General features: G+C 58.6%; 19 protein-coding genes. 13 read left to right on the top strand and 6 right to left on the bottom strand.

Translation table 11 applies throughout. The features are described from left to right. The first annotated feature begins 37 nt into the window (after window positions 1-37). Window positions 38-1,141, top strand: coding sequence for an alpha/beta hydrolase (locus GGR28_RS17625; protein ID WP_221233934.1), 1,104 nt, complete (start codon window positions 38-40; stop codon window positions 1,139-1,141). Window positions 1,142-1,233: 92 nt separating this feature from the next. Here GGR28_RS17625 and ade read toward each other — a convergent pair whose 3' ends face one another. Further along, window positions 1,234-2,877, bottom strand: coding sequence for an adenine deaminase (gene ade / locus GGR28_RS17630; protein WP_183497149.1), 1,644 nt, complete (start codon window positions 2,875-2,877; stop codon window positions 1,234-1,236). Window positions 2,878-2,961: 84 nt separating this feature from the next. Between ade and GGR28_RS18915 the strand changes: the two genes are divergently transcribed. From GGR28_RS18915 to mscL, 6 genes are all read left to right on the top strand, one after another. Further along, window positions 2,962-4,353 carry a mechanosensitive ion channel family protein gene (locus GGR28_RS18915; RefSeq protein WP_221233935.1) on the top strand — a complete coding sequence of 464 codons (1,392 nt, stop codon included), beginning with the start codon at window positions 2,962-2,964 and terminating at the stop codon, window positions 4,351-4,353. Window positions 4,354-4,562: 209 nt separating this feature from the next. After that, window positions 4,563-5,327, top strand: a complete 765-nt coding sequence (locus tag GGR28_RS17640; protein WP_183497150.1) for an alpha/beta fold hydrolase — start codon at window positions 4,563-4,565, stop codon at window positions 5,325-5,327. A 56-nt stretch (window positions 5,328-5,383) separates the two neighbouring features. Further along, a complete protein-coding gene (locus GGR28_RS17645) occupies window positions 5,384-6,169 on the top strand; it encodes a tetratricopeptide repeat protein (protein ID WP_183497151.1) in 786 nt (261 codons plus the stop codon). Next, window positions 6,169-7,899, top strand: coding sequence for a BatD family protein (locus GGR28_RS17650; protein ID WP_183497152.1), 1,731 nt, complete (start codon window positions 6,169-6,171; stop codon window positions 7,897-7,899). Before GGR28_RS17645 ends, GGR28_RS17650 begins: the two co-directional genes overlap by 1 nt. Beyond that, the gene (locus GGR28_RS17655) at window positions 7,899-8,876 is read left to right on the top strand and encodes a hypothetical protein (protein WP_183497153.1); all 978 of its coding nucleotides are present in this window, start codon (window positions 7,899-7,901) and stop codon (window positions 8,874-8,876) included. Before GGR28_RS17650 ends, GGR28_RS17655 begins: the two co-directional genes overlap by 1 nt. A gap of 12 nt (window positions 8,877-8,888) precedes the next feature. Next, window positions 8,889-9,347 (top strand): large conductance mechanosensitive channel protein MscL, encoded by a 459-nt coding sequence (gene mscL / locus GGR28_RS17660; protein WP_183497154.1) that lies wholly within the window; start codon window positions 8,889-8,891, stop codon window positions 9,345-9,347. Here mscL and GGR28_RS17665 read toward each other — a convergent pair. Beyond that, the gene (locus tag GGR28_RS17665; RefSeq protein WP_183497155.1) at window positions 9,286-10,656 is read right to left on the bottom strand and encodes a DUF5723 family protein; all 1,371 of its coding nucleotides are present in this window, start codon (window positions 10,654-10,656) and stop codon (window positions 9,286-9,288) included. The two genes, mscL and GGR28_RS17665, sit on opposite strands and share 62 nt — an antisense overlap. Before the next feature lie 3 nt (window positions 10,657-10,659). Beyond that, on the bottom strand, window positions 10,660-12,201 hold the full coding sequence (locus tag GGR28_RS17670; protein ID WP_183497156.1) for a hypothetical protein: 1,542 nt from the start codon (window positions 12,199-12,201) through the stop codon (window positions 10,660-10,662). Between the two features lie 118 nt (window positions 12,202-12,319). Here GGR28_RS17670 and GGR28_RS17675 point away from each other — a divergent pair, with 118 nt between their 5' ends. Beyond that, window positions 12,320-13,534: a Pycsar system effector family protein gene (locus GGR28_RS17675; RefSeq protein WP_183497157.1), complete on the top strand. Its 1,215-nt coding sequence runs from the start codon at window positions 12,320-12,322 to the stop codon at window positions 13,532-13,534. Window positions 13,535-13,556: 22 nt separating this feature from the next. On the opposite strand, the gene GGR28_RS17680 is transcribed toward GGR28_RS17675, so the two are convergent. The 3 genes from GGR28_RS17680 to hflX form a co-directional block, all read right to left on the bottom strand. Further along, window positions 13,557-14,348, bottom strand: coding sequence for a hypothetical protein (locus GGR28_RS17680; protein ID WP_183497158.1), 792 nt, complete (start codon window positions 14,346-14,348; stop codon window positions 13,557-13,559). A gap of 176 nt (window positions 14,349-14,524) precedes the next feature. Continuing rightward, entirely contained in the window at window positions 14,525-15,646 is a 1,122-nt protein-coding gene (locus tag GGR28_RS17685) for an aminopeptidase (RefSeq protein WP_183497159.1), read from the bottom strand. 172 nt (window positions 15,647-15,818) lie between these two features. Further along, window positions 15,819-17,030 carry a GTPase HflX gene (gene hflX, locus GGR28_RS17690; RefSeq protein WP_183497160.1) on the bottom strand — a complete coding sequence of 404 codons (1,212 nt, stop codon included), beginning with the start codon at window positions 17,028-17,030 and terminating at the stop codon, window positions 15,819-15,821. 267 nt (window positions 17,031-17,297) lie between these two features. Between hflX and GGR28_RS17695 the strand changes: the two genes are divergently transcribed. The 5 genes from GGR28_RS17695 to GGR28_RS17715 all read left to right on the top strand — a co-directional run bounded on the left by GGR28_RS17695 (window position 17,298) and on the right by GGR28_RS17715 (window position 24,235). After that, a complete protein-coding gene (locus GGR28_RS17695) occupies window positions 17,298-18,053 on the top strand; it encodes a hypothetical protein (RefSeq protein WP_183497161.1) in 756 nt (251 codons plus the stop codon). Window positions 18,054-18,060: 7 nt separating this feature from the next. Further along, on the top strand, window positions 18,061-19,221 hold the full coding sequence (locus tag GGR28_RS17700) for a hypothetical protein (protein ID WP_183497162.1): 1,161 nt from the start codon (window positions 18,061-18,063) through the stop codon (window positions 19,219-19,221). 6 nt (window positions 19,222-19,227) lie between these two features. Continuing rightward, entirely contained in the window at window positions 19,228-20,364 is a 1,137-nt protein-coding gene (locus GGR28_RS17705; protein ID WP_183497163.1) for a trypsin-like peptidase domain-containing protein, read from the top strand. Window positions 20,365-20,373: 9 nt separating this feature from the next. Continuing rightward, on the top strand, window positions 20,374-21,393 hold the full coding sequence (locus tag GGR28_RS17710) for an SGNH/GDSL hydrolase family protein (protein WP_183497164.1): 1,020 nt from the start codon (window positions 20,374-20,376) through the stop codon (window positions 21,391-21,393). A gap of 232 nt (window positions 21,394-21,625) precedes the next feature. After that, window positions 21,626-24,235 carry a CHAT domain-containing protein gene (locus tag GGR28_RS17715; protein WP_183497165.1) on the top strand — a complete coding sequence of 870 codons (2,610 nt, stop codon included), beginning with the start codon at window positions 21,626-21,628 and terminating at the stop codon, window positions 24,233-24,235.

Raw genomic sequence — 24,235 nt, forward strand, 5'->3', positions numbered from 1 at the left:
TGCGAGCCGTCGGACGGGGGCCACAGCAAAATTTGAAATGATGCAATTCACCAGTTCTTATTTCCGGCAAGTGTTGCTCGCGTTGTGTGTAGCCTTCGCGCTATCGTCCTGCGTTATTAGCAGGGAGAATGTGATCGTGCTGGAGCGTCAGGGCAGTTTTACGGCGGGGGGTACGGTCATTTCGACTCCGGGTACCTTCGATTCCATTGCTGATGGAGCGTTCAGTCCTGCCGATCAGAGTACTGCCGGACAGACGCTCCACGGCGATCATGCGTTCGTATTCTACCAAATCCCGGTGGATGCACGGCCTCTGCCGCTGGTGTTCTGGCACGGGTACGGGCAGTCCATGAAGACGTGGCAGACGACGCCCGATGGCCGGGAGGGCTTTCAAAATATTTTCTTGCGCCAGCGGTATCCGGTATATCTCCTGGACCAGCCCCGACGCGGCCAGGCGGGGCGCAGTACGGAGCCGACCACCATCAGCGCGGCAACGAACGACCAGTTGTGGTTCGGCATTTTCCGCTTGGGGGTTGGTTCGGAGCTTTACCCAGGTGTACAGTTCTCCCCCGAACCCGCGGCACTGGATCAGTTCTACCGCCAGATGACTCCGGATACGGGCCCGCTGAACATTGAACTGAACACCAAGGCGGTGTCGGCTCTCTTCGACACGATCGGACCGGGAATACTCGTCACCCATTCGCACAGCGGGGGGATGGGCTGGCTGACCGCCCTGAAGAACGACAACATTATGGCCATCGCATCCTACGAGCCGGGCAGCGGCTTCGTGTTTCCCGAAGGGGAGGTGCCGGAGCCCATTCCTTATGTGAGGGGTGCCCTGCGGGCGAGTGCGGTGTCGCTAGAGGAGTTTCGGCGACTCACGGAGATCCCGATCGTGATCTATTACGGCGACAACATTCCCAACCAGCCGGTCGAAAATCCGGGACAGGACCAGTGGCGCGCCTCCCTCACCATGGCAAAGGCCTGGCGCGACGTCGTAAACCGGCGCGGCGGAGACGTCACCCTCGTTCACCTCCCGGAGGTGGGGCTGACGGGAAACACCCACTTTCCCATGTCGGATCTAAATAATTTGGCGGTAGCGGAATTGCTGAGTAACTGGTTGAAGGAGAAAGGGCTGGATTAGGTACTCGTCGGCAATTTTAAATTGAAAATTTAAAATTGACTTTTCCCTACCCCTAGTCGGCGGACGAGCGTCGTGCCTCGGTCGGCCGACGACTACACCCACAGATCCACCGCCTGAAACCGCTCGCCGTCGAAGAGGCCTCGGTCGCTGAGCTTGAGTTTGGGGATGACGAGGAGGGCCAGGAAAGAGAGGGTCATGAAGGGGGCTTCCAGGCCGCAGCGCAGCTTGCGGCGCACGAAGCCGCTGATCTCACCGTAGCGGGCGGCGACCCGGGGACCGGTATCTAGGCTCATAATGCCGGCGACGGGGAGGGAAAGGACTTCGAGGTACTCGTGGCGGCCCGCGGCAATGCCGCCCTTTTCCGCGATGACGGCATTCACCATGCGGCAGATGGCTTCGTCGTCGATGCCCACCGCTACGATGTTGTGGCTGTCGTGGGCGACGCTGCTGGCGATGGCACCGCGCTGTAGTTTCATGCCCGTGACGAAGCCGATGGCGGGCGGTGCATCGTGATAGCGGTTGACCACGACGATCTTCAGCAGGTCGCGCTCCGGGGCGGAGACCGGGCGGCCATTGTCATCGAGGACGGGCGTCAATTCCAGGGAGCCGGTCGTGATCTCGCCGTCGGTGACTTCGATGACGCGAATCTTTCCGCCCGCGGGGCCCGGTGCCGCCAGGAAGTCTTCCGGCTTTTTGGGGCTGCAGTTGAAGTGGTTGATGGGTTCCGGGCGGTAGTCGGACATCAGGTGAGCACCGGCTTCGGCGATCTTTTGTCCGTTGACCCAGGTGGCCATGATGCCGAAATGGCGGAGGTCGTCGACCTGGATAAAATCGGCCCGGTCCCCGACTTGTAGCTTTCCAATGTTGAGGCCGTAGTGGTCGACCGGATTGCGGCAGGCGATGCGGAGTACGTCGAACACGTCGTGCCCTCCCCGGACCGCCCGGATCACCAGTCGGTTAATGTGACCGGCCATGAGATCGTCGGGGTGACTGTCATCGGTGCAGAACATGAGGCGGTCGGGAAACTCGTCGATGAGTTCTTCCAGGGCGGCGTAGTTACGGGCGGCGCTGCCCTCGCGGATGAGGATCTTCATGCCGGCGGCCAGTTTGTCACGCGCTTCGGCGGCGGTGGTGCACTCGTGGTCGGTGGTGATGCCGGCGGCGGCGTAAGCGGCGGCTTCGGAGCCGCGCAGTCCGGGGGCGTGGCCGTCGATCGGTTTGCCGACCGCCTGGGTCGCTGCGATCTTGGCCAGTAGTTCGGGGTCGCCGTGGAGTACTCCGGGGTAGTTCATCACTTCGCTGAGGTAGAGAATCTCGGGGCGTTTCACCAGATCCGCTACGCTCTGGCTATTGAGCACGGCACCCGCGGTTTCCGCCGAAGTGGCCGGTACGCAGGAGGGCGCGCCGAAATTGATGGAAAGCGGGGTGTGGCGGGCGTTGTCGATCATGTACTCCACGCCGGCCATCCCCATTACGTTGGCGATCTCGTGGGGGTCGCTCACGGTGGCGATGGTACCGTGTACGGCGGCGAGCTTAGCAAACTCGACGGGCAGGAGCATGCTCGACTCGATGTGGACGTGGGCGTCGATGAAGCCGGGTAGGATGAACCATCCCCGGCGGTCGCGTTCGGGGTCGCGGTCGATACGTTCGATGCGGCCGGCTTCGTTGATTGTCACTACCGCGCCGTAAATTTCGCGGGCGTCGATGTCGACGTAGCGTCCCTTGATCTCCTGCATACTCCTTCAGCTTTTGACAGCGGAACGGATTGCCGGGGCGGGGGTTGCAAACCCGGCGGGTAAAGTCGGGTTAGTCAGAAAGGAATGAACAGACTTCGGGAGATAATTTTGCTGGACTACAACGGCTTTAGCGTGAGTGGCTATCAGTTGCTGCTGATTGCAGTAGCGACTTTCGTGCTGCTGGGTGCACAATTCATCGTGCTCCGGCAAACGCTTCCCTGGTATTACGGCCGTGAGAACGTTTCGGAGAAAAACCGTACCCGGGTGCGTGCGGTGGTCCGGTTTTCGCTGGTCAGTCTGCTCATTATTGCCGTGCTGCGCATCCTCGATATCGACATCACCTTCATCGACGAGGCCATTCAGCAGGCGTCTACGGAGGACGGGCCGCCGGTGTACCTCACCGTGCGGATCAGTACCATTGTCAAAGCGCTGCTGGCCTTTATCGTAGCGAACGTTCTCGACATTCTCATCGAGGAGTTGCTCGTGCAGCGCTACCACCGCATGCACCTATCGAATACGGCAACGGCCCAGTCGCTTACCAACGAGCAGGCGGCTGCCGACCGGTTCCGCGCCGTGCGGCCCTTTATGTACACGCTGGCGATACTGGTGGTGCTGCGCGATACCGGGTTGGGGAGCTACGTCCTCTACTGGTTCAACGATCCCGGCGACGCGGGGGTGAGTACCATCACGGTAGGCAACATTGTTTTCGCCATCGGCATCTTCCTCTTCCTGCGCTTGCTACTGATGACGATTACCAACCTCATACTGGGCACGTACTACCGCCGGTCTAAGGTGGACGTAGGTAGCCAGTATGCCATCAATCGCCTGATCACCTACTTCGTTTACGTGGTGGGCGTGCTGCTGGTGTTGCAGGCGGCGGGCTTCAACCTGCTGGTGCTCTGGACCGGTGCGGCGGCGCTCCTGGTTGGCATCGGCATTGGGCTGCAGCAGACCTTCAACGACCTCATTTGCGGCATCATCATTCTGTTTGAGCGGGGGGTGATGGTGGGCGACGTGGTGGAGATCACCGACCACCAGGTGGGGACGGTGCGCAAGATTGGTGCGCGTACGGCGACCATCGAAACCCGGGATGACATCATCATCTTCGTTCCCAACTCCAAACTTATCGGCGAGAACGTCGTGAACTGGAGCCACGTCGAGCGCAAGGCCCGGTTTCACGTGGGGGTGGGGGTAGCCTACGGGTCGGATACCGAGCTGGTCAAGGAGATACTACAGCAGGTAACGGCCGATCATCCGCGCATCCTGCAGACGCCCAAACCCATCGTACGCTTTCTGGAATTTGGCGACTCCAGTCTTAATTTTGAGGTGCTGTTTTGGTCGCGCGATCTGCTGCGGATCGAGGACGTGAAGAGCGACGTGCGTTTTGCGATCGATAAGGCATTCCGGGAGAAGGGCGTGGAGATTCCTTTCCCGCAGCGGGATTTGTGGATTCGGAGTGGCAAGGAAAAGCTGTAGGAGGCTGCCTCCCTCGATAGCTATCGGGGCGAAAGCACAAAGCTGCCTCCGGCGGCGATAGTAAAACGCGGCGCTGGTTTTTTAACCACGGATTGCCTGCATCATCATGGGGTGCGGTATCGGCAACGAGATTCGTGAACCCTGGATAGGCTTAGGGTGTACAACTGCCTGATTAGATTACTCGGCGTGTGACGCCTCGACCTTATAGTATGCAACTCAACCATAAAACCTTCGGGTCCGGGCCGCCGCTCGTCATTTTACACGGGCTGTTCGGGAATCTCGATAACTGGCAGACGCTGGCGCGCAAGTGGGCCGAGCACTTTACCGTGGTTCTGGTCGACCTACGCAACCACGGCCGTTCGCCCCACGCCGACGAGATGACCTACCCGCTGATGGCGCATGACGTAGCCGAGTTTTTGGAGGGGCAGGGTATCGATGCGTGTTACATGCTGGGCCACAGTATGGGGGGGAAAGTAGCGATGCAGGCTGCACTGTCTTACCCTACCTTGGTCACTAAACTGGTGGTGGTGGATATGGCGCCCCGGCAGTACGGACACGGTCATGCCGATGTGTTTGCAGCCCTACATGCGCTCGATCCGGCGACCCTCGAGGACCGGCGCGATGCGGACGAACGGATGAAGCCCCATATGGAAGATGCGGGGGTGAGGATGTTCCTGCTGAAGAACCTGGCCCGTGCCGACGAGGCCGGCTTCCGCTGGCGGATGAACCTGGCCGTGCTCGACCGGGACTACGAGAACCTGATCGCACCGGTTGGGACGATGGGGCAAAGCTTTACCGGGCCGGCCCTCTTCATCCGTGGGGGGAAGAGCGGCTACGTAACCGACGACGACTGGCCGGGCATTCTGGACTTCTTTCCGGGGGCCAAACTGGCGACGGTGGAGGGAGCAGGCCACTGGGTGCACGCAGAACGGCCCCGGGAGTTAGAGGAACTGGTGCGTGGCTTTCTTAAGTAGCGGCAGCGTGGCGACCGAAGTCGCCGCTACGTGTTAATCCCGTAACTTGGCCCCCGATGCGTCACCGTATTTACCTTGCTCTTCTCGTAGTGCTCTGCTCCTGCGCACCCGCCCTAATGGAAAGCCTGAACGGCCAGTCCAGCCACCGGGCCCTGCGCCGGGGAGACCAGGCATACCGGGATAAAAACTATACTCAGGCCGAGAAAGAATACAGCGCCGCGATCGGCGAGGAGAACAGTGCGAAGGGCAACTATAACCTCGGCAACGCCCTCTACGAAAACGGGGAATACGCCGAGGCCGCCAAACGCTACGAGGAAGCTGCCGGTCTGGCCGACGACCCCGACGTGCGCTCCCGCGCTTACCGCAACCTGGGCGACAGCTACTACCGCCAGGAAGATTACCAGCAAGCCGTGGAGGCGTACAAACAAAGCCTGCGGATCAACCCCGACGATCAGGAAACGAAGTACAACCTCACCAAGGCGATCCGGGAGGTGCAACAACAACAGCAACAGCAGCAACAGGACCAAGACCAGGAGGGTCAGGAACAGGAGCAGGACGGACAGCAACAACAGCAGCAGCAACAGGACGGGGAGGGGAGCGAAGGCGGGCAGCAACAACCCAGCGACCAACCGCCGCAGGACGGGGAACCGCAGGAGCAAACGGGGGAAGAAACCCGCAACGAAAGTGGTGGCCAGCCCGATGCGAACCCCGACGGCAATCCGCAAATGAGCCAGGAGGAAGCCGAACGCCAACTCGGGATTGCCGCCGAGGAGGAGAAACGAACCCTCAGTCGCCTGCGGCAGGGTAACCGGGAGGGCTGTACGGGAAGCAAAGATTGGTGATGAGGGGGAAGCTGTTGACCATACCGCTGTTGCTGTGGCTTGCCGTGCTGGGTGCCCAACACCAGGACATCACCTTCACCGCGGAGCTGAGCAAGGAGCGGATGCTGCTCAACAGTACCGTGGCGTACAACCTGACCTTGCGCAATGCCCAGGGAGAGCAACTTACTCCTCCCGACTTCAGCGACTTCGAGGTACTGCAGGGGCCGAACCGCTCCATCGGCACGACCATCCTGAACGGGGTGGCAACGAGCCAGATGACCTTTTCGTGGATGCTGCAACCGAAGCGGACGGGTACGCTCACCGTGGGTCCGGCGACCGTTCGGGCTGCCGGGCGAACCTACCGGGCCAACGCCGAAAAGGTAGTGGTGCTGGAGGCCGATGCCGACGCCATCGGTGCGGCACCGGAGAATTTCTTGCGCGCCGAAGTGTCCACCGACCGCGCCTACGTAGGGCAGCAGATCATACTGAACCTCAACCTTTACGCATCGGTCAATCCCATCTCCCGCAATATGGTGCGGGAGCCGGACCTGGACGGCTTCTTCGCCCGGCCCCGCCGCCGCTTCGATGCCGCCCCGGCAAACGTGATCGAGAACGGGCGCGAATACCAACGCCGGACGCTCGCCAGTCTGGCCCTTTTCCCCATCAAGAGCGGTACCCTCGCCATCGATCCTTACCGCATGGTCATCGGTGCCGTGCGGATGCGCAGCAACAGCAGTTTTTCCCGCCGCTTCACGGAGCAAATTCCCGTGAACTCCGATACGGTGTACATCGAGGTAAGCGAGCTCCCGCAACCCCGGCCGACCGACTTCAGTGGTGGGGTGGGCTCCTACCAGGTCGACGTACAGCTCGACCGCAACAAGATGACGACCGACGATGCCCTCCAGATCGTAATGCAGGTAACGGGGCAGGGTGACGTGCAGCGACTGGAGGCACCCGTACCCGTTGACGGACAGAACTGGAACATTTACGACCCACGAGTAACGCGGGAGGAATTCCTGGACAGCCCCTCGGGAATGTTCGGCCGCAAGACCTTCGAGTACCAGCTGGTACCAAAGCGGGGCGGTACGTTCGAAATTGCCCCCACGCTGACGTACTTTGATACCGACAGCCAGCAGTACGTGTCCCTTACTCCCAAGACCTTTACCGTAGCGGTAGAGGGGGGAAGCGGACAGAAAACCTACACCATTGACACGGCTGCCGTAGCGGAGGAAGAAGTCCTCGCCCTGCGCCCCGCCCCGCCCCTAACACCCGGTCGGCGGTACGACGATGACCCGGCATCCCCGCCGCTCTTCTGGGGGTTGGTGCTCCTGCCGCTGCTGATCGGTGGGGGGGTAATCGGGTTCACCCGTTACCGCACTCACCGCGACTCCCGAGATCCGGCGATCGTGCTGCGGGAGCGGGCGGGGCGGGTGGCTGCGGCCCGCCTGCGGGACGCCAAAGTGCATTTAGAAAAACGGGAGCCGCGCCCCTTTTACGATGCCGTAGAGGGCGCACTGCTTACTTACCTGCGCGACCGTTTTTCCCTGCGCGTGGCCGACCTGAGTCGCGGCACTATTCGCCAGGTACTGGCCGAGCGCGGGGCGGATGCCGGACTCACCGAGCGCTACGATCTGCTCCTGGGGCGGTGCGAAATGGCGCTGTATGCGGGGCAGGATTCAGCCGCTGATCTTGAGGACACCTACGCAACGGCGGTCGAACTAATCACCGAGACGGAGCGGCAACTGAAATGATGTTATCTCTCTTTCGTACGAACCAATCTTACGCGAGCCTGCTGCTGTTCGTCTACGCGCTGGTGCTGCAATTGCCCCTTTTCGTTCTGGGGGGTGAGCCGGTGGAGAGCGGGCCGGACAGCTACTACGGTGGCTTGCTGCGGACCGTGGTGGGAACCGGTGGTTTGCTGCCGATACTCGTTCCGCCCTTGCTGATTGCGGTGACGGGGATTGTGGCGAACAACTTTGCGGATCGATTCAGAATTTCCCGTACGGTGACTCAGTTTCCCGGCGTGTGTGTGGTGCTGTTGTGGGGGCTTTCTCCGGCATTTCACTACTTCGATCCTCTGCAATTCAGTCACTTATTTCTGATGCTGGCCGTGGGGAGTCTGGGCGGTACGTACAAAGGAAGGGCCAACGAGGTGGCGCGGTTCAATGCCGGATTCTGGCTGGGGCTGGCTTCCCTCCTGCATCCGAGTTACCTGATTTTCATTCTTGCCTTTATCGTGGGCATCAGCATCTTGGGTACGACCAACCTGCGCACCATTTCTCAGTTGCTGGTCGGCACCTTACTCGCCTATGTTCTGGCGGCCACAACGGCTTACCTGATCGGCGACCTTCGGGTATTTTACGAAAGCCAGCTGGCGGGCTTCAACTTCGGGCGGGTGGTGCCCGCCGGCCCGTATGATCTTTTGGGAGCCGGTATGCTGGTCCTGCCCCTTTTGATCGTGGTTATGACCAGCAACCGATCGCGCCTGATGCTGAACATCGAGGGCAGCAAAAACGTGTCGTTTCTGTACTGGGTACTGCTGTTTTCCCTTCCGGTAGCGGTTTGCGCGGTGGGGTTGCGGGTGGCCGATGTTCAGGTCGTGGTACCGCCGTTGGGCTTGTTGCTGGGACTTTGGATAGGCAGGCAGCCCCCGGCACGGGCCGAGTTTTATCACCTTTTATATTTTGCCGCGGCGCTGATCTTACTTACCGTGGCGATAACCGATTAATTAGCGCTTTACATGGCTGGACTTTTTCAAGAATTCAAGAAGTTTGCCGTCAAGGGTAACATGATCGACCTGGCGGTCGGGGTAGTCATCGGGGCGGCCTTCAATAAGATCGTCGACGTACTGGTAAAACAGATCATCACTCCGCCCCTCGGTTACCTCACCGCGGGTATTGAGTTGGCCGACCTACAGTGGGTACTTAAGGAGCCGGTCACGAACGATGCCGGTGAGGTGGTCGATCCGGGTGCCGTGATCGGCTACGGGCTTTTTCTGGAGGCCATGATCGATTTTCTCATCATCGCCTTTACGCTATTCGTCGTGATTCGGTTCATCAACTCCCTCCGCGACAAGGCCGAAGATACAGGGAACAAAACCGTACCGACGCCTAAGGATATTCAGTTGCTGACCGACATCAAGGAAGAAATGATGAAGATGAACGGGTCGGTCCCAGCATCAGAGCGGCCCCCAGCCTGATTCCCGCCAGGGCGCTGTTGCCGGTAGAGATCAGGGTAATGAATTTATCGGAAGATGCGAAGAGCCTGAAGCGCCCCGGACTGGCGTAAAGGTGTAGACCGATATTGGTGCGTATGCCCGTTCGGTGATTGAGGTTGACGCCCAGACGGAGCCAGTCCAGTACCGTGTACCGGCCCACCAGTGCGAAAGCGGGGACGGTGTCGCCCAGCCGGTTTTCGAGCACCACCATGGCTCCGGCCGTAAAGCGGTCCGTCACGTCGTATTCACCCCCCAGGTAGTACGATGCGCCGATCTCGGAACGGTAAGCCGTGCCGGTTTGCTCCGGTTCAAACGTCAGGGTGAGGCTATCGACCGCCTCTTCGAAGGAGACGGAATCGCGCAGGAGGTCGTTCAGTAAATCAAGCCCGCTGAAGGTTCGGCTACCACGAAAGCGTAGGCCGGTGATGTTCTCCTGCCAGTCGATCGCGGCCCCCAGGTCGGTGGCGGATGCGTTGAGCCGCAACCGGTCGAGGTTGACCGCTACACCAAGGTCGAAGGCCATTCCGTTATTGGAAGTAAATAGATCTTCGGAATGAAGCCGGCTGGGGTTGTAGATCAGTCCGATACGATTAAGTTGTTCGTAGCTGATGGCGCGGACGGTATTTAGCGCCAGGTCCTGCTCCAGGGTTAAGCCGAAGTTGGCTGCGTCCGTTGTGAGGTCGAGGCTGCTGCCTTCGCCGATCTGGATACTCGAGACTCCGGCCAGGTACTTCACCCTACCCGCGATGGCCACCTTGTCGGATACGGCGTAGCTCAATCCCAGACCAAGCTCCTGAAAACTCACCACTTCTCCGCGGGGCGCGATGTCTACCGTCCTGCCGATGAAGGGCACATTTCCAAGGGCGAACAGGTCGACGAGCGATTTGGGGTAAGCCGCGTCGCCCTGAACCCGCAGGCGGTGGTACCCACTCAGACCAAATCGGCCGGTCCGTACGGCCAGTCCCAGCGTCTCGATGGAGTACACGTCCTGTACACCGTTTTCCTCGTTGGCGAGGAGCGACCAGGAATCGAGTTGGAGAATGCGTTGTCCGTTTTCCCGGGCGAAGATGTCTCGATACTGTAAGTTTTCCAGCCGTAGGTCGTTCGCTAGACCGGGGAGGCCTACCGTCGTGCCCGTGGGCAGAAAATGTACCATGGCCGGGTTGTGGTAGGTCGACTGCCAGCTGCCCGAAAGTAGGGGAGCGGTGAGGTTCTGTGCGTGCAGTACACTTGCGGATAAGACCAGCAGAGCCACCAGGGTACTTCCGGAGAGGTAGAATGATCGTCCCATGAGCTATTGGTTGTTTACGGTCAGCCGGGCCCCGATGCGCACCCGGAGCTCCTGTTCGTTGGTGACTCGGACGTTCTCGGTGCCGTTGTCGGTCGTCGCAAATGTGGTGTTGAGGAGCAATCGGTTCGCGCGGCGTAGTTGTTCCAGTTGCGCTCCGGTAAACGTCACGTCGCTGGTGGTTTGTTTTACTTCGGTAGAATTTCCCCCGGCATCCACCGCACTGGCCTCGACGACGAGTAGCTCACCATCGGTAAGGTCCGCGAGGGCGTTGCCCAGAGAATCGACGAAGATGCCGGTGAGTGAAAGGTCAAAGGGCAGTTCGTTGTCGGTGGTAATGCGAAAGGAAACTTCCGTCACCTCACCGTAGCTCTCACCCAGGTTGATGGGGAAGGTGTCGCGAACCTGAAAGTCCCGCGCTGATCCGTACAGCGGTAGTTCCACGTCCAGGGTAGCTGAGTAGGTACTGGTGTCAGCAAGGTAGCCCACTACGTCGGGGTCGGCATCAGGGTTCAGGAGGGCACCGATGCGGTAGTGGAGGGCTACGGGTTTCGTGCCCAGCAATTGGAGTACGTTGCTGTTGTTTTTGTCGACCAGATAGGTGGTGTAGGCATTGCCACCCTCCGTTCTGGGATAATTGAAGGGGAAGCCATCGGTCACCACCTCACCGGTGACCTCTACGCGTTCGCCGTCGGCCGTGATGATGTACAGCTCATCTACCACAGCACGGGAGGGTATTCCGAAGCCGTTGCGCACATTGATGCGGATCAGCGGGTCAACAAAGGCGACCTCTCCGCTCAGGTAGTGTTCGAAAAAATCGATCTCCAGTACGTCGCTGATGCCGGGGTAGGGCGACCGGCCGAAGTAGCCTTCGAGGTACGAAAATTCGAGATTGGTGAGCACGGCGATCGTGTTCTTTGCGGGATCCAGGGGGTTGCCGCCCAGGTCATCGACGGAATATTCGATCACCAGCGAATCGGCAGAAAAATCGAATGCGTAACCGGAAATATCCAGTGGGTCATCGGTATTGCTGAGGGTGGGCGGATCACCACTACCGCTGTAGGCGGGCAGCAGGCCCGTGACGCGCAGTGGCCCTCCGTTGCGGGTGGCGTTCGGAATCCTCAATTCGATTCGCACCGGTTGGTCGTGGATATTGGGCAGGCTGTAAGTGAATTGTCCACCCTTTACGCGCAGTTCGTCGAGTGCAATCTCACGGGGTAGCGGGAAGGCAAGGGCCTGTCGCCGTTGCGTGATCGACAGGGGGATGCCCCGTCCCAGCAGTTCCAGTTCCGAGAATACCGATTCACTCGTCACGGCCGGTACCGTATCGGAGTAAATGAAGCGGAGCAGGCCATCGGGGTCGACGGTCAGTCTCACCCGATCGTCTACCTGCCCCACCAGGTCACCCAGGGTGGTGCGGCTGTCGACCAGTGGTACGGCGTACTCGGCGCGGTGGCGCACCCCGTCCGGTTGGAGGATGACTTCCAGTCCGTCGGCGCAGCCGGAAAAGAGAGCGCAACAGAGAAAAAGGAGTATAATTTCGCGCATACGCAGGTAGATTCTTTGGGGTCCCGGGGATTTGGATAATAAGTCGGGTTCGTTTGGCATTCCATTCGGGTGAGGTTACCTTCGATCAAATCACCCGGCCAAACCTTAAACCAGCTTCATGACCACTGGACGATTCAGCGCACTCCACCTCAGCCACCTGGCCGACCAGGCGGAGCGGTTCATGCTGACCTCCTATGAACGTCTGCCCCGCTCCCTCGTATTGCATAACGACAGCTGGGCCTTGTCGCTGGCCGCACATTCGCTGGAAATCGCCCTGCGCCGACCGGGTGTTTCCCCCGATCTGCCCCACCTGGCCCGCACCGTCGCCCTACTCGAAGCCTGCCGCTACTGGGGTCCCGGCAGTGAGTTACGGGGCTGGAACGCGGTTGCTCAGGAATTTCGCGACTGGACGGGCCCCGACTACCTGAACCTGCAATTAACGCTGACCACCGTTTTGCCGGAGGGCAGTTCCGGCCTGCGTGCCGAAGTAGCCGACGTGCTCTACGATGCCCAACTGGCCCAGCGACTACTCAGCGGTTCAGAAGGAGCCGAGCTTACCTGGCTAGAAAACCGCTACGCCCTGGATACCGGGCTCGGACCCCGCCGCAGCATGAACCGGACCGATGCCCTCTCGCACTACCTCAACGAACTGCGACAGGCACGCTTTCGCGATGGAGAACTGCGCCGGCGCTACCAGCACACCCACAGTGCCGTGCTGCTGGACCTGCAGAAGCTAGTCGATCGCCTGGAAAAGAAGGAGCCGCGCCGGCCCCTCGAAGAAACGGACGGGGAGAACGTAAGACACAGCCTGAGTGGCATCGAGGACGGACCAACGCGGCAGGCGACCCAGACTTATTTCCGCACCGTCTTTCGCAACCTGATCCAGCTCAAGCAGATGGCCGACCAGAAGGCCGCCATCATGGTCAGCGTGAATGCCCTGCTGATCGGTGCCCTGATCACTTTTGTGAGCTACCGCAACTGGGCGCAGTCGCGACCCGAAATCCTGCTGCCGGTAGTGATTTTTATTGCCTGCGCTCTCGTAAGTCTCGTTTACGCCCTGCTGGCTTCCCGGCCCAATCGCCGACAGGGGGAGGAAGACAACCTGGCCTTTTACGGCACGGTGAGCAATCTCGACCGGGAGGAGTTTATCCGACGGATGGAGACCACCCTCCTGGAGCCCGACGCCCTTTACGGCAACTTGCTGAGCGATCTACACGGGTTGGGCAGCACCATCGACCGCAAGTACGGTCTGTTGCGGATTGCGTACACCATATTTCTGATCGGACTGGCCGTGAGCACCCTGTTGGTTATTGCGATCGTTTTCTTCCGATAGGCATCGCCTTACTAAACGGAGCTTATTCCTGATTTCCGTTTTCCTGATCCTGGGTTTCTTCCTCTGCTTCGAGCTGAGCGGCTTTTTCCTCTTCTTTACGCTTACTGACCTTATTGAGCAGAATGGCGGCTTTGATGAGGAAATCATCGTGGCACATCGTGTATTCATTGAAAACCATCAGCAGGCGGGCGGCATCGAAGGCGGCGGTACCGGGAATGATCTGGCGGGCGGCGATGGGGTGCAGCCAGTACTCCAGGTTGTTGGAGCGGAGGTAAGAACGGTCGGTGTTGAAATTGATCACCTTCGCCAACTTATTGAGGCTGAAGAGGTAGTCGGTTTCCCGGTTCAGGTCCTTCTGAATGTCGATGATGTTGGTGTAATCGAAGCGGACGCCACTGCGCTCACAGAGAAAGATGTCGCGGCGGCCGTCGAACACGATCATGTCCTGGAAGCGGTACTTGTGCAGGTTCTTGTTAAGAAAATTGCGGATAGCGTTCTTGGTGGAGCGTAGGTTGCGGAAGGCAAACTGGAGGTCGTGCTCGCTGAGCCGAAAGTCGTCGTGGTAGGGGTAGCGGCGATTGGTGCGCATGTTGAGTACTTCCCGCACCCGGCGCACCGTGTGGCCCAGATCGTCAGTTTCGGCGTAAACGTCTACGATATCGACGTTAGCCTGGTTGATCCAGCTTTCGAGGAAGATCTTGTTCGACCCGCGTTCGAAGACCAGCAGTGCTATCTCGCTGATCGCGTAAAAGTTTGGATATCCGCCGTAAATATTCCCGTACTTAAGTTCTAAAAATGCGATGTTCTCGTTCACGGCTCAAGGTTAATGCAGTGTAAAATGGGGTTTCGGTATGCAGAACAGAATTCAAAAGCAAGCCAGTATCAAAGATAACGCTTTTTAGGTTGAGTGAACCCGGCACTCGCCCATTCTCACGGGACCTGCGCACCCGCAACAAAAGGGAATCTATCGCTTAAGATAAGTTCCGAACGCTATTTACCTAATCGATCGATCAGGAAACGCCCATTTTCGTAAATAATTTGGTCATCGGCGTAGACTTTTCCGCCATCGCGCATATTCGCGATCATGTCCCAATGTACGGAGCTCTCGTTCTTTCCACCGGCCTGGGCGTAGCTCTGACCGATGGCCATGTGTACGGTACCGCCGATCTTCTCGTCGAAGAGGATCTGCTTGCTGAAGCGATCGATGTCGTAATTCGTGCCGATGGCCGCCTCCCCGAAGCGACGGGTCCCCTCGATTTCGAAGGTCTCGTCGAGGGTCTTCTGGCCGCTTTCCGCCTTCCAGCTCTGAATCTCGCCGTCCTTCACCTCCAGGGTTACGCCCCTGACCTCCTCCCCGTTGCGGATGGCGGGGTAATCGAAATAGATGGTGCCGTTGACGCTATCCTCTTCCGGGCTGGTGTACACCTCTCCGCTGGGCATATTCGTCTGCCCGTCGCTGTTGATCCACCTGCGGCCGTTGGTGGTAAAGGAAATGTCGCTACGGTCGTTGACGTAACGGAAGGTGGTGCAGCCGTTGAGGTGATCTACGATCGCCTGTTGCCGTTCGCGCACATCCAGCCAGGCGGCGCGCGGATCGTCCTGGTCCAACTTGCAGGCCCGAAAAACGAAGTCGGTGTACTCTTCCTCCGTCATACCCGCTTCCCGGGCCAGCGCCGGGGTGGGGTAGATGCACATACTGCGCTTCAGCCGGCGGTCGGCGGTACGGGCAAAGTAGGTATCGTGGAGCGGGCGAAGGGCTTCCCGCCGCGCCGCCTCCAGCTCGGGTGCCGCCGGCGGCTGGCGCAGGTCGAAGGGGCCCATTACATTGATGTAGGCCTCAAATTCATTCATCGCCCGTTCGTACAGCGTGGGCACGTAAGCGAATTGATCGGGGCTGCCGTATTCCCTGAGGGCCTCACTTCTTCCGCGGGTGCTAAGGGAAAACTCGCAGTGTCCCCCGGCCTTCAGCGCCTCCCGGTAGATGGCGGTTATGAGGGGTTCAGCCAGCGTGGTCGAACTCACGAAAAGCCGCTCGCCCGGTTGGAGGTTTACGCAGTAGTTGACGAGGAGGTGGGCGTAGCGGGAGAGGTAGTCGGGGTGGGGGGTAGGCATTTGGTTCTTTAGTCGGTTAATGCGTTAGTGCGTTAGTCGGTTAGGGGGAGCTATTGGATATCAAATATGGCAATTAGTAACTACTCCTGCCATAAATCACCACGAACATCCCCTCCAGCAACTCACCAAGCGACTAAACGACTAACGAACTCCACGACTAACGAACCGTTAGCTACCACTGCTTAGCCACGTACGGGTACGTCTGTTGATACTCCTCCTTAACCAGTTCGGTAAGCCGCTGTCGGAGGACATCCAGGTTTTCCTTGGTCTCTGCGCTGAGGAGCAGGGCTTCCTGTCCGAACTCCGCCTGTAGGCCCTTGGTGAGGTCGGTCTCTACTTCTTCCCGGCCGTCCTGGTCGAGGTACATGTCGTAGTTGCGTTCGCGGAAGAGGTCGATCTTGTTGAAGACGAGCAGGGTCGGCTTGTCCTGGCAATTCATTTCCTTCAGCAGGGTCTGTACGGTGCGGATCTGGTCGTCGTACTGCGGGTGGGCTACGTCGACCACGTGCAGGAGAATGTCGCTCTCCTTTACCTCGTCGAGGGTGGAGCGGAACGACTCGATCAGGTGATGCGGCAACTTACGGATGAAGCCGACCGTATCGGTGAGCAGGAAGGGAATGCCTTCGTAGGCTACCTTACGCACCGTGGTGTCGAGGGTAGCAAAGAGCTTGTTCTCGGCGAATACGTCGCTCTTGGTGAGCAGGTTCATGAGGGTCGACTTGCCCACGTTCGTGTACCCCACCAGCGCTACGCGCACCATGGCATCGCGGCCCTTGCGGCGGGTTTCGGCCTGCTTGTCGATCTTCGCGAGGTCCTTTTTGAGTTTGCTGATCTTGTCGCGCACGATCCGGCGGTCGGTTTCGATCTCCGTTTCACCGGGTCCCCGCATGCCGATACCACCACGCTGCCGCTCAAGGTGAGTCCACAGGCCACGCAGTCGGGGCAGGAGGTACTGCATCTGGGCCAGTTCGACCTGGGTTTTGGCCTGGGCCGACTGGGCGCGGCGGGCGAAAATGTCCAGGATAAGGGTCGAGCGGTCGATGATCTTCACCTTCATCTCTTCTTCCAGGATGTTCACCTGCTTGCCGCTGAGGTCGTCGTCGAAGATCACCATCGATACGTCTTCGTGCTGGTCTACGTAGTCGGCGATTTCCTTCGCCTTACCGCTTCCCACGAAGGTGCGATTATCGGGATGGTCGAGCTTCTGCACGAAGCGTTTGACGGTCTTTGCTCCTGCGGTCTCCGCCAAAAACTCCAGCTCGTCCAGGTATTCCGTGACCTGTTCTTCGGTTTGCCCGCGCTGTACTACGCCCACTACGACCGCGTACTCCGTCTCTTCCTTTAGTCCGGACTCCTTCTGCCCGACGTTCCATTCGTTTGCCATATAAGGTAGGTAACCGGCGGGCGGCGGGGGAAGTTTCGTTTGGCGGCGGCGCGCGGGAGCAGGCACGGACCTTACATCATTCATTCCCGAACGGCGTAACGGCCCGTTTTTTCGGTGCATTACCGGGTAAGTAGAAAATTCGGGATAAAGCGAAGCGGAATGGCTGGCACATTGATGTTGTAAGTCCTATATTGAAAATCTATCACCCCCTGAGCCTTGGTCTGCCCGTATGGCGGAACGACGGTTTCACTCAAACCGGAAAATCTGATGTTCTTCCAGGCCGACAACCGATTTGTAGCGTATCGCCCTACCGGAGAGCAGATCACTTTCCGCAAAGCCTTCAGCAAGATCGTATTCGAAAATTCCACGATCGTTATTCCGCACGACGATCCGGAGGAAGAATCGTTCGTTATCCCGGCGGCGGCCATTGAGGGAGGCGTCGCCTTAGGATATCGGTTTCTCCAGGATCAACTACGCAAACGGCAGGAACGCTTCGTACACGAAACCCACCAACGGGCAACCAACCTGGAAGCGGGAAGCTACCGTGTACCGAAAATCACCTACGCCAGCTTTATTTATCCGGAAAATAAAAAAACGGAAGCCCTGCGCATTCACTTTGAGCCGGTGTTCATCCGCGGAACCGGCACCTTCGCCTACCAACTCGCCCTCATCAACCTGAACTATTCCCACGCCAAGCCCAGCGACTGGAGCGATGTGTTTGACTACACCATTCAGCTGACCCTGAACTTCCTGCAGGGAACCGAGCTGATCGAATATCCCCTGCAGCCAGTGACGGTGCAGTCGGTGAGCTTCACGGACAACGACCTTTCGGAATGGAATCTCTACTCGTCCCCCATCCCGCTGGAAAGGAACCATTGTTTGATCGGAGCGAGTATGACAATTGTGGAAACCAATCCCGCCATGGTCAATACCGGCAAGGTACTCAAGCTGCTGACGGACAACGAGCAGCAAGTCAAGCAAAAGCTCGTCACCATGCTGGGCCAATTACTGAATCCAAACTAGGCCGATCATGTCCCTGCAAACCGCCTACACCACCGCCCGCGTGATCGAAACCCTGGAAAACTACGCCCTGAGCGACGTGGTAAACGACTGTTCCCACACCGCGAACGACTCCTCGCGGTACGCCGTGGGTGCCTATTCGGACGAGCATTTCTGGAACGTTGTCCTGAATGATATTGAGGGGACGTGGGACAAGCAGTTTACGCTGGAAGATGTCACCCTGTCCGAGCACGTAGCCCGGGTTCCCGGACTCTATTTTCACCCCCAGGCCCAGCACTTCAAAAAGCTGCTGGACGTCCACAAGGAATATGTCACCGATCGGTGGACCCACTACAGCCCGCCCGGTAAGTCGCAGAAGATCCTCGGCGGAATCGGGACCCTACAGATTCCGCCCACGCTGGAGAACTGGCGCATTGCCAGCGTTAGCACCTCGAACAACGCTTCGGTGGGCATACCCGTGCTCGTTCACGAGGAGGTTTGGCAGCACCATAAATTGGGGGAGGGTAAGCGAATAGAACTACTGCATGCGTACTGGAAAAAAATGGATGCTTCCTGGGCCAAACGCTTCTTCTCGATGCGCGGAATACCCAAGGGATACCTGGTTATCGATCATCCGGACCAGCTCAGGATAAATGGGAATACTTACCCGACGATCTACCACCCGTTCACCATTATGGAGTACGAGTTGGAAGGCTCCCTTTTTTACGACTTCGTTTTCGTTACGGTCGATTCCTCGGACCCCGACTTCCGTAACCAGATCAGGGCGTTTCTCGGAGAATACCGGTATATGAAAGGACGTCACGGCCACTACCTCATCGAGCCCTTCGTCAACAATCCGCTCCTGGATGAGAACGACGTCCTGTTTCAATCGCCGGAGGAATTGAGAAGGGAGAACGCCGCCGCCGGTTCCCACCTCAATCTCCTGGTGGAGCGGATAAAGCACGAACGATTCAATCAGCGCACCCTCGATGAGATCAAAATATTTATTGACAATTTCCTCGATATCGATGACCTGAAAACCGTGTCAGACGATATCGACATCCGCGTAAACTCCTGGTACGGCGGGCGGCGGGTATTCGATGAATCGGCAAACTTCCTGGATAGGGTGATCAAGGACGATAAAGAAGATGTCCTGGTGGACATTTTGGCCAAGTACGGATTAACCAAATAAAGCGATATGACAAGCTGGAGCACAAAACTTACCGAACTGAGGGGAACCCTCACCGAGCTTTATCCGGAAAAGGAGGAGGGCAAGATGCTGGTGGACATGGCGGGCATACCTTCCGGGTCCATCGCCTTCAGCGATAAAGCCCAGGTAAACTGGCACAACATCCTGAAGGAGGCGAATAAACGGAGCAAGGTCAGGGACATCGTACAGATCGCGATACAGGAATACCCGGAGCGGGAAGAACTGCCCCGGCTATTTACCGAAGTAGAGGAAAAGGAGCCCCTTATCTCGGCCGTCACCCTCGCGCGATCGGTGGAAAAGTTGAAACCCCCGAAGCGCAGCCGGTCGGTGATCGGTGGGTCTCAACCCGTGACCCTGCCCGACGCGCCACAATCCGGGGGACATGCAGCGTACGACATTCTCGTCCCAAATCGCGAGGGACTGGAGAAGATTGTGAAGGGCGACGATCTGATCGATATCATAAGCTGGGTGCAGGGGGCGATGGAACAGTCCAAGACGGTATGCAAGATCGAGACCGCGGCGGGAGCCAGTGGAACCGGATTCCTGCTGAAGGGAGGATTACTGATGACCAACCACCACGTCATCCCCGATCGCGATACGGCCGCTAATACCAGGGTGGTCTTCAATTACAAGACGGATATACATAACAACGTGCTCCAGCAGACGTACTACCGCCTCGACCCCTCCGCCGTATTCATCACCAGCCAGAAGAACGAACTCGACTACACGCTGGTCAAGGTTGCCGACACCAACGATAACCCCCTCTCCGACTGGGGCCACGTACAACTGGAAACCTTCTTCGACCCTCAGGTGGACGAGAAGGTGACGGTCATTCAGCACCCCCTGGGGAAGTACATGAAAATGGCCCTGCCGGATAACATCATCAGTATATGGGGCAAGTACTTATTCTACACTACCGATACCCAGGAGGGGTCCAGCGGCTCGCCGGTGTTCAACAAACACTGGAAGGTCGTAGCCCTGCACCACGCCGGAAGAAACGAACAGTCCTTCGAAGGCGGACTACAGATCAACGATACGGGTACCATCGCACCGTCTAACCGGGGAATACGGATCAAGTATATCCTGGAAGACCTTAAGCGCTACAATTTCTCACTCCCCCAATAATTCCCGGCCATGAAGAACCCGATCACCATCCAGGAACTGGAAGCCCTGCTGGAGGACAGCAATACGCAGGCGGAAGCCCTGAACAACTACTTCGAATATCTCCCCACCGGACCCTTCACCGGGGAATACCGATTGAAGAGCCACGTTCAGGTAATTGAAGCAGGGGCTGCGGGTACCGAAGGAGTCACGGAGGGCGCACCCCTCATCAACATCGTGGAGAAGCTGCTTAATAAGGCCAATTCCCTCGCCCGGCGGGACCGCGACCGGCTCTTTGATCAGCGGCGGGGAGAGGCGGATCGAATCGTGATCGTAACGGAGGGAGATTCCTGGTTTCAGTATCCCCGACTGAAACGCCTTGGCATTACCATCTCGAAGGAGGTGAAGGACGTGGTCGACTACCTGATCGAAGATTCCCGTTATGCCGTGAAGAGTCTGGGCGGGGCCGGCGATGTCATCCGCAACATCTTTCACCTGAGCGAGTACATCGAGGCCATCGAGGAGCATCAGCCGCAGGCCTTTATTCTCAGCGGGGGAGGCAACGATTTTTTCGAAGTATTTCCCAGCATGGTACGCAAGGGGAGTGCGGACGATATCCAATCCTTCTTGAAAACAACCTGGCTTACGGAGATCAAAGTGATCAAGACTTACTACGAAGGTATTCTGGAGGTACTGACCAAGAATTTTCCCTCCCTGCAGGTCGTGCTCCACGGCTACGATTACATCATGCCGCGAACCGACGGCAAGTGGATCGGCAAACCGATGATCACCACCGGCGGTCTCAAGCTCGACAAAGATCGCAAGGCGCTCATCCGCACTATTATGGACCGGTTCAACCAATCCCTTGAGGACCTTAGCGCACCTTACGAAAACGTGCACTTCATCAACCTGCGGGGCACGGTCCCCCAGGACGAGCGCTTCTGGCACGATGAGATCCACCCCAACGATCACGGCTTCCGCCTGGTTGCCGATAAATTTATCACTAAGCTGGACGAAATCCTTGTCCCGGCATCCCCCCGTCCGACCGCTTAAGGCGTCGGACGGGGGGACCCGGTCGGCGGATTGAACTGGTGGACGGGGGTGGTGGGTAGCTCAGATCGACCCCGAACAGGACGGCCGAAATGCCCCGAATAGGATGTATCAAACAAGTAGTGCTCAGCCAACAAGATGTTGCCGACGTCGCGGAGGAAAACATCGTTAAATTGAAGTTGCCTGCTCCTGCGCGCCGCCGCAAAAGGTGCTATATTCGAATAAGCGCTCGAATATGCAATCCCTATACTACGTGATCTTCCTGTTGGGATTGTGCCTCATTGGGTGCAAAGATCCTACCCCGCCCGCCCCGGATACCGCCACCGCGAAGTACCTAAAAGTGGGTATGGACAGCGTAAGGGCGGATTACCGGACGATGCAGCTTTCGTCCGCACTGGACCGTGCCCGACGGTTGCGCACGCTGGTGGACCGACACCAGGATTCCGTAGCCAACGATGCGCGGGCGGAGGTGTACCAGTATCTGGCACAGCTTCACTTCCAGCACTTCGTGTTTGTGGACTCGGTGGATTACTACACACGGCGGGCGGAATCGCTACTTACCGAACGTTCACCCGATACCCTCCGGGCCCGCCAACTGCTCTGCCATGCCTACAACGGTTGGGAAGACTGGACTTGGATAGACATGCAACTACATACCCGCTTAGGACGACAGTTATTGGTGCGGGCGGGGCACGAACGGTCGCTGCTTTACGGATTGTTGCTCACCATCGAAGCGAGGGCCATCAAGAAACACGGCGACTCGTTTGCCAGGGACTCCGGGCAGGGGGACGCAGTCTGGGACCTGAGTAGCGAACGGTACCGGGAGGCTATAAATCTGCTGGCATACCTGCGGTCGCCCTGGGAAAATTACGCGCGGGAACAGCATATTCTTTTGCTCGCCCGCGACCGGTCCAACGATCCGTTAATTGAAAAGTTAGTGGATACGCTCCGACAAAACATTCAGGCCGGTTCACCCGATTTCGGCTTCACCGACCGTGTCCTTGCCTTCTGGTACCGACGGAGCGACCGCAAGGACAGCAGCGAATACTACTACCGTCGGGTGCTCGAACACGAGCCCTTGTTTCTGGCCAAGCGCACTTCGGAGGCACGCTACGTGCTCGGCACCTCCAGTACATATCGGGGGGAGTACCACGAGGCCCTTCGATATCTGATTGACGATATGGTGCGCAGAAGCTGCTGTCCGGAAGGGGTTATTCCCGAAAGTCCGGATGAATTCTACCAGTGCGACCGTCGCGGAAGCTGCATTCATTTCATCAGCGGCACGGCGGAACTGCTCCATCAGTGGTACAATAGCTCGGATGCGCCCGAACACGCTGAGCTAGCCTTTGCCCTGGCCCTTCGTTCCGTCGAGCAGTACGAGCAGTCATTTCGTGGAATGAACGAGCAGTCGGTACTAAACAAGAACATCGTGCTGGGTGACCGGCTGATCGCCTCTGCGCTGGATGTAAGCGAGCGTATTGGTGGCCGTATTAAGTTGCCGGCGGAGTACCATAACGCCATCTTCAGGACCATAGAACTCGGAAAATCCATCCTGCTCACGCGGGAATTAGTGGAAGCCGTGGGGGTTTCCCTTGACGAAGACAGGCGTGGCCCAGCCGGACGACTGCGTGCACTGGAAGAGGACATGCAGCGAATTCGGGAAACCTATTCGGCGAAGATGGACCTTTCCCCATATGAAGCGGAGCGCTTCGCGCGGCTGCGTAAGCAGCGCGACGCCCTAAGTCAGCAACTGGCGGTCTTAGCGTCGGCGGCCGCGCAGCGCGCAACGGTAGACGGATCCATTCCTACCCTGGCTGACGCCCGACACCAACTAACGACCAATCAGGCGCTGCTGGAGTTTGCCGAGACGGACAGTACGGTCTACGTGCTTTACGCCGATCGGGATACGAGTGCCGTATACCTGCTCCCCCTACCCCCGCTAAAAGATTCAGTGGCGGTGTTCACCACCACCCTGGCGGATCACCAGCGCGTACCGGCGGTCGAGGAGTACGTGCGATTGTCCTTTTCCCTCTACCAGTCGCTGCTCGGACCGGTGTCCCAACTCCTGGCAAAACGGAAGGAGTTGATCCTATCGCCCAGCGCTAGCCTGGTTGGGTTGCCTTTCGCCGCACTGATCGACGCGAGAAATTCCGGACCGGCGAATGCGTACCACGCCCTTCCCTACCTCGTCCGCAAACACGATATCCGGTACATCGACGGCTGGCGGGCCGAGCAGCAGTACACCAGGTTGAGGGAGCGCCGTTTGTCTCCGCGGCAGGCCGTGGTCGGTGCGTGGACGCACCCCGATCTGCGGGGCTATTTGGGTATCACTGCGGAAATGGTCCTGAAGGGCACGAGCCCGTCCGGAAGACACTATCAGGCGGAGGAATGCACGAGTACCACCTTTCTAGCGGACGCCGCCGACTACGACTGGCTGCACCTCGGTGTACACGCGAGCAGCAGTGCAAACCGCCTCCTCGACAACTACTTATACCTCAATACTTCAGACAGCCTCGATGGGATCGCCATTGGCCGGCAGGTACTGCCGGCCCGACTGGTGGTGCTGGCCGCCTGCTCCACTTCCCGCGGAGTAGCGCAACGCTGGGAAGGCACGTACAGCCTGCGGCGCAGCTTTCACCGAGCCGGCGTACCGGATGTCGTCGCTTCGCTGTACGATGTACCCGCGGCAGCTACGGCGGGTGTGATCGAAGCATTCTACGAACACATGTTCGACGGCTGCGCACCGGCGGGGGCGCTTGCCCGGGCACAACGTGCCTTTGCCCGAGGGGATAAGGGGGACCGGTGGGTCTGGCCGGGGGCCTGGGCGGGATTGGTGGTGGGGTAG

This window comes from Neolewinella aquimaris, assembly GCF_014197245.1.
GTDB classification, from domain to species: Bacteria; Bacteroidota; Bacteroidia; order Chitinophagales; family Saprospiraceae; genus Neolewinella; species Neolewinella aquimaris.

Bases quoted from the DNA above. Each gene is read 5' to 3' on its own strand.
- GGR28_RS17675 (WP_183497157.1), top strand. From the start codon at position 12,320: ATGACCACTGGACGATTCAGCGCACTCCACCTCAGCCACCTGGCCGAC.
- GGR28_RS17625 (WP_221233934.1), top strand. From the start codon at position 38: ATGATGCAATTCACCAGTTCTTATTTCCGGCAAGTGTTGCTCGCGTTG.
- GGR28_RS17700 (WP_183497162.1), top strand. From the start codon at position 18,061: ATGTCCCTGCAAACCGCCTACACCACCGCCCGCGTGATCGAAACCCTG.
- GGR28_RS17710 (WP_183497164.1), top strand. From the start codon at position 20,374: ATGAAGAACCCGATCACCATCCAGGAACTGGAAGCCCTGCTGGAGGAC.
- GGR28_RS17655 (WP_183497153.1), top strand. From the start codon at position 7,899: ATGTTATCTCTCTTTCGTACGAACCAATCTTACGCGAGCCTGCTGCTG.
- ade (WP_183497149.1), bottom strand. From the start codon at position 2,877: ATGCAGGAGATCAAGGGACGCTACGTCGACATCGACGCCCGCGAAATT.
- GGR28_RS17640 (WP_183497150.1), top strand. From the start codon at position 4,563: ATGCAACTCAACCATAAAACCTTCGGGTCCGGGCCGCCGCTCGTCATT.
- GGR28_RS17685 (WP_183497159.1), bottom strand. From the start codon at position 15,646: ATGCCTACCCCCCACCCCGACTACCTCTCCCGCTACGCCCACCTCCTC.
- GGR28_RS17645 (WP_183497151.1), top strand. From the start codon at position 5,384: ATGCGTCACCGTATTTACCTTGCTCTTCTCGTAGTGCTCTGCTCCTGC.
- GGR28_RS17695 (WP_183497161.1), top strand. From the start codon at position 17,298: ATGTTCTTCCAGGCCGACAACCGATTTGTAGCGTATCGCCCTACCGGA.
- GGR28_RS18915 (WP_221233935.1), top strand. From the start codon at position 2,962: ATGAACAGACTTCGGGAGATAATTTTGCTGGACTACAACGGCTTTAGC.
- mscL (WP_183497154.1), top strand. From the start codon at position 8,889: ATGGCTGGACTTTTTCAAGAATTCAAGAAGTTTGCCGTCAAGGGTAAC.
- GGR28_RS17665 (WP_183497155.1), bottom strand. From the start codon at position 10,656: ATGGGACGATCATTCTACCTCTCCGGAAGTACCCTGGTGGCTCTGCTG.
- GGR28_RS17650 (WP_183497152.1), top strand. From the start codon at position 6,169: ATGAGGGGGAAGCTGTTGACCATACCGCTGTTGCTGTGGCTTGCCGTG.
- GGR28_RS17715 (WP_183497165.1), top strand. From the start codon at position 21,626: ATGCAATCCCTATACTACGTGATCTTCCTGTTGGGATTGTGCCTCATT.
- GGR28_RS17670 (WP_183497156.1), bottom strand. From the start codon at position 12,201: ATGCGCGAAATTATACTCCTTTTTCTCTGTTGCGCTCTCTTTTCCGGC.
- GGR28_RS17705 (WP_183497163.1), top strand. From the start codon at position 19,228: ATGACAAGCTGGAGCACAAAACTTACCGAACTGAGGGGAACCCTCACC.
- hflX (WP_183497160.1), bottom strand. From the start codon at position 17,030: ATGGCAAACGAATGGAACGTCGGGCAGAAGGAGTCCGGACTAAAGGAA.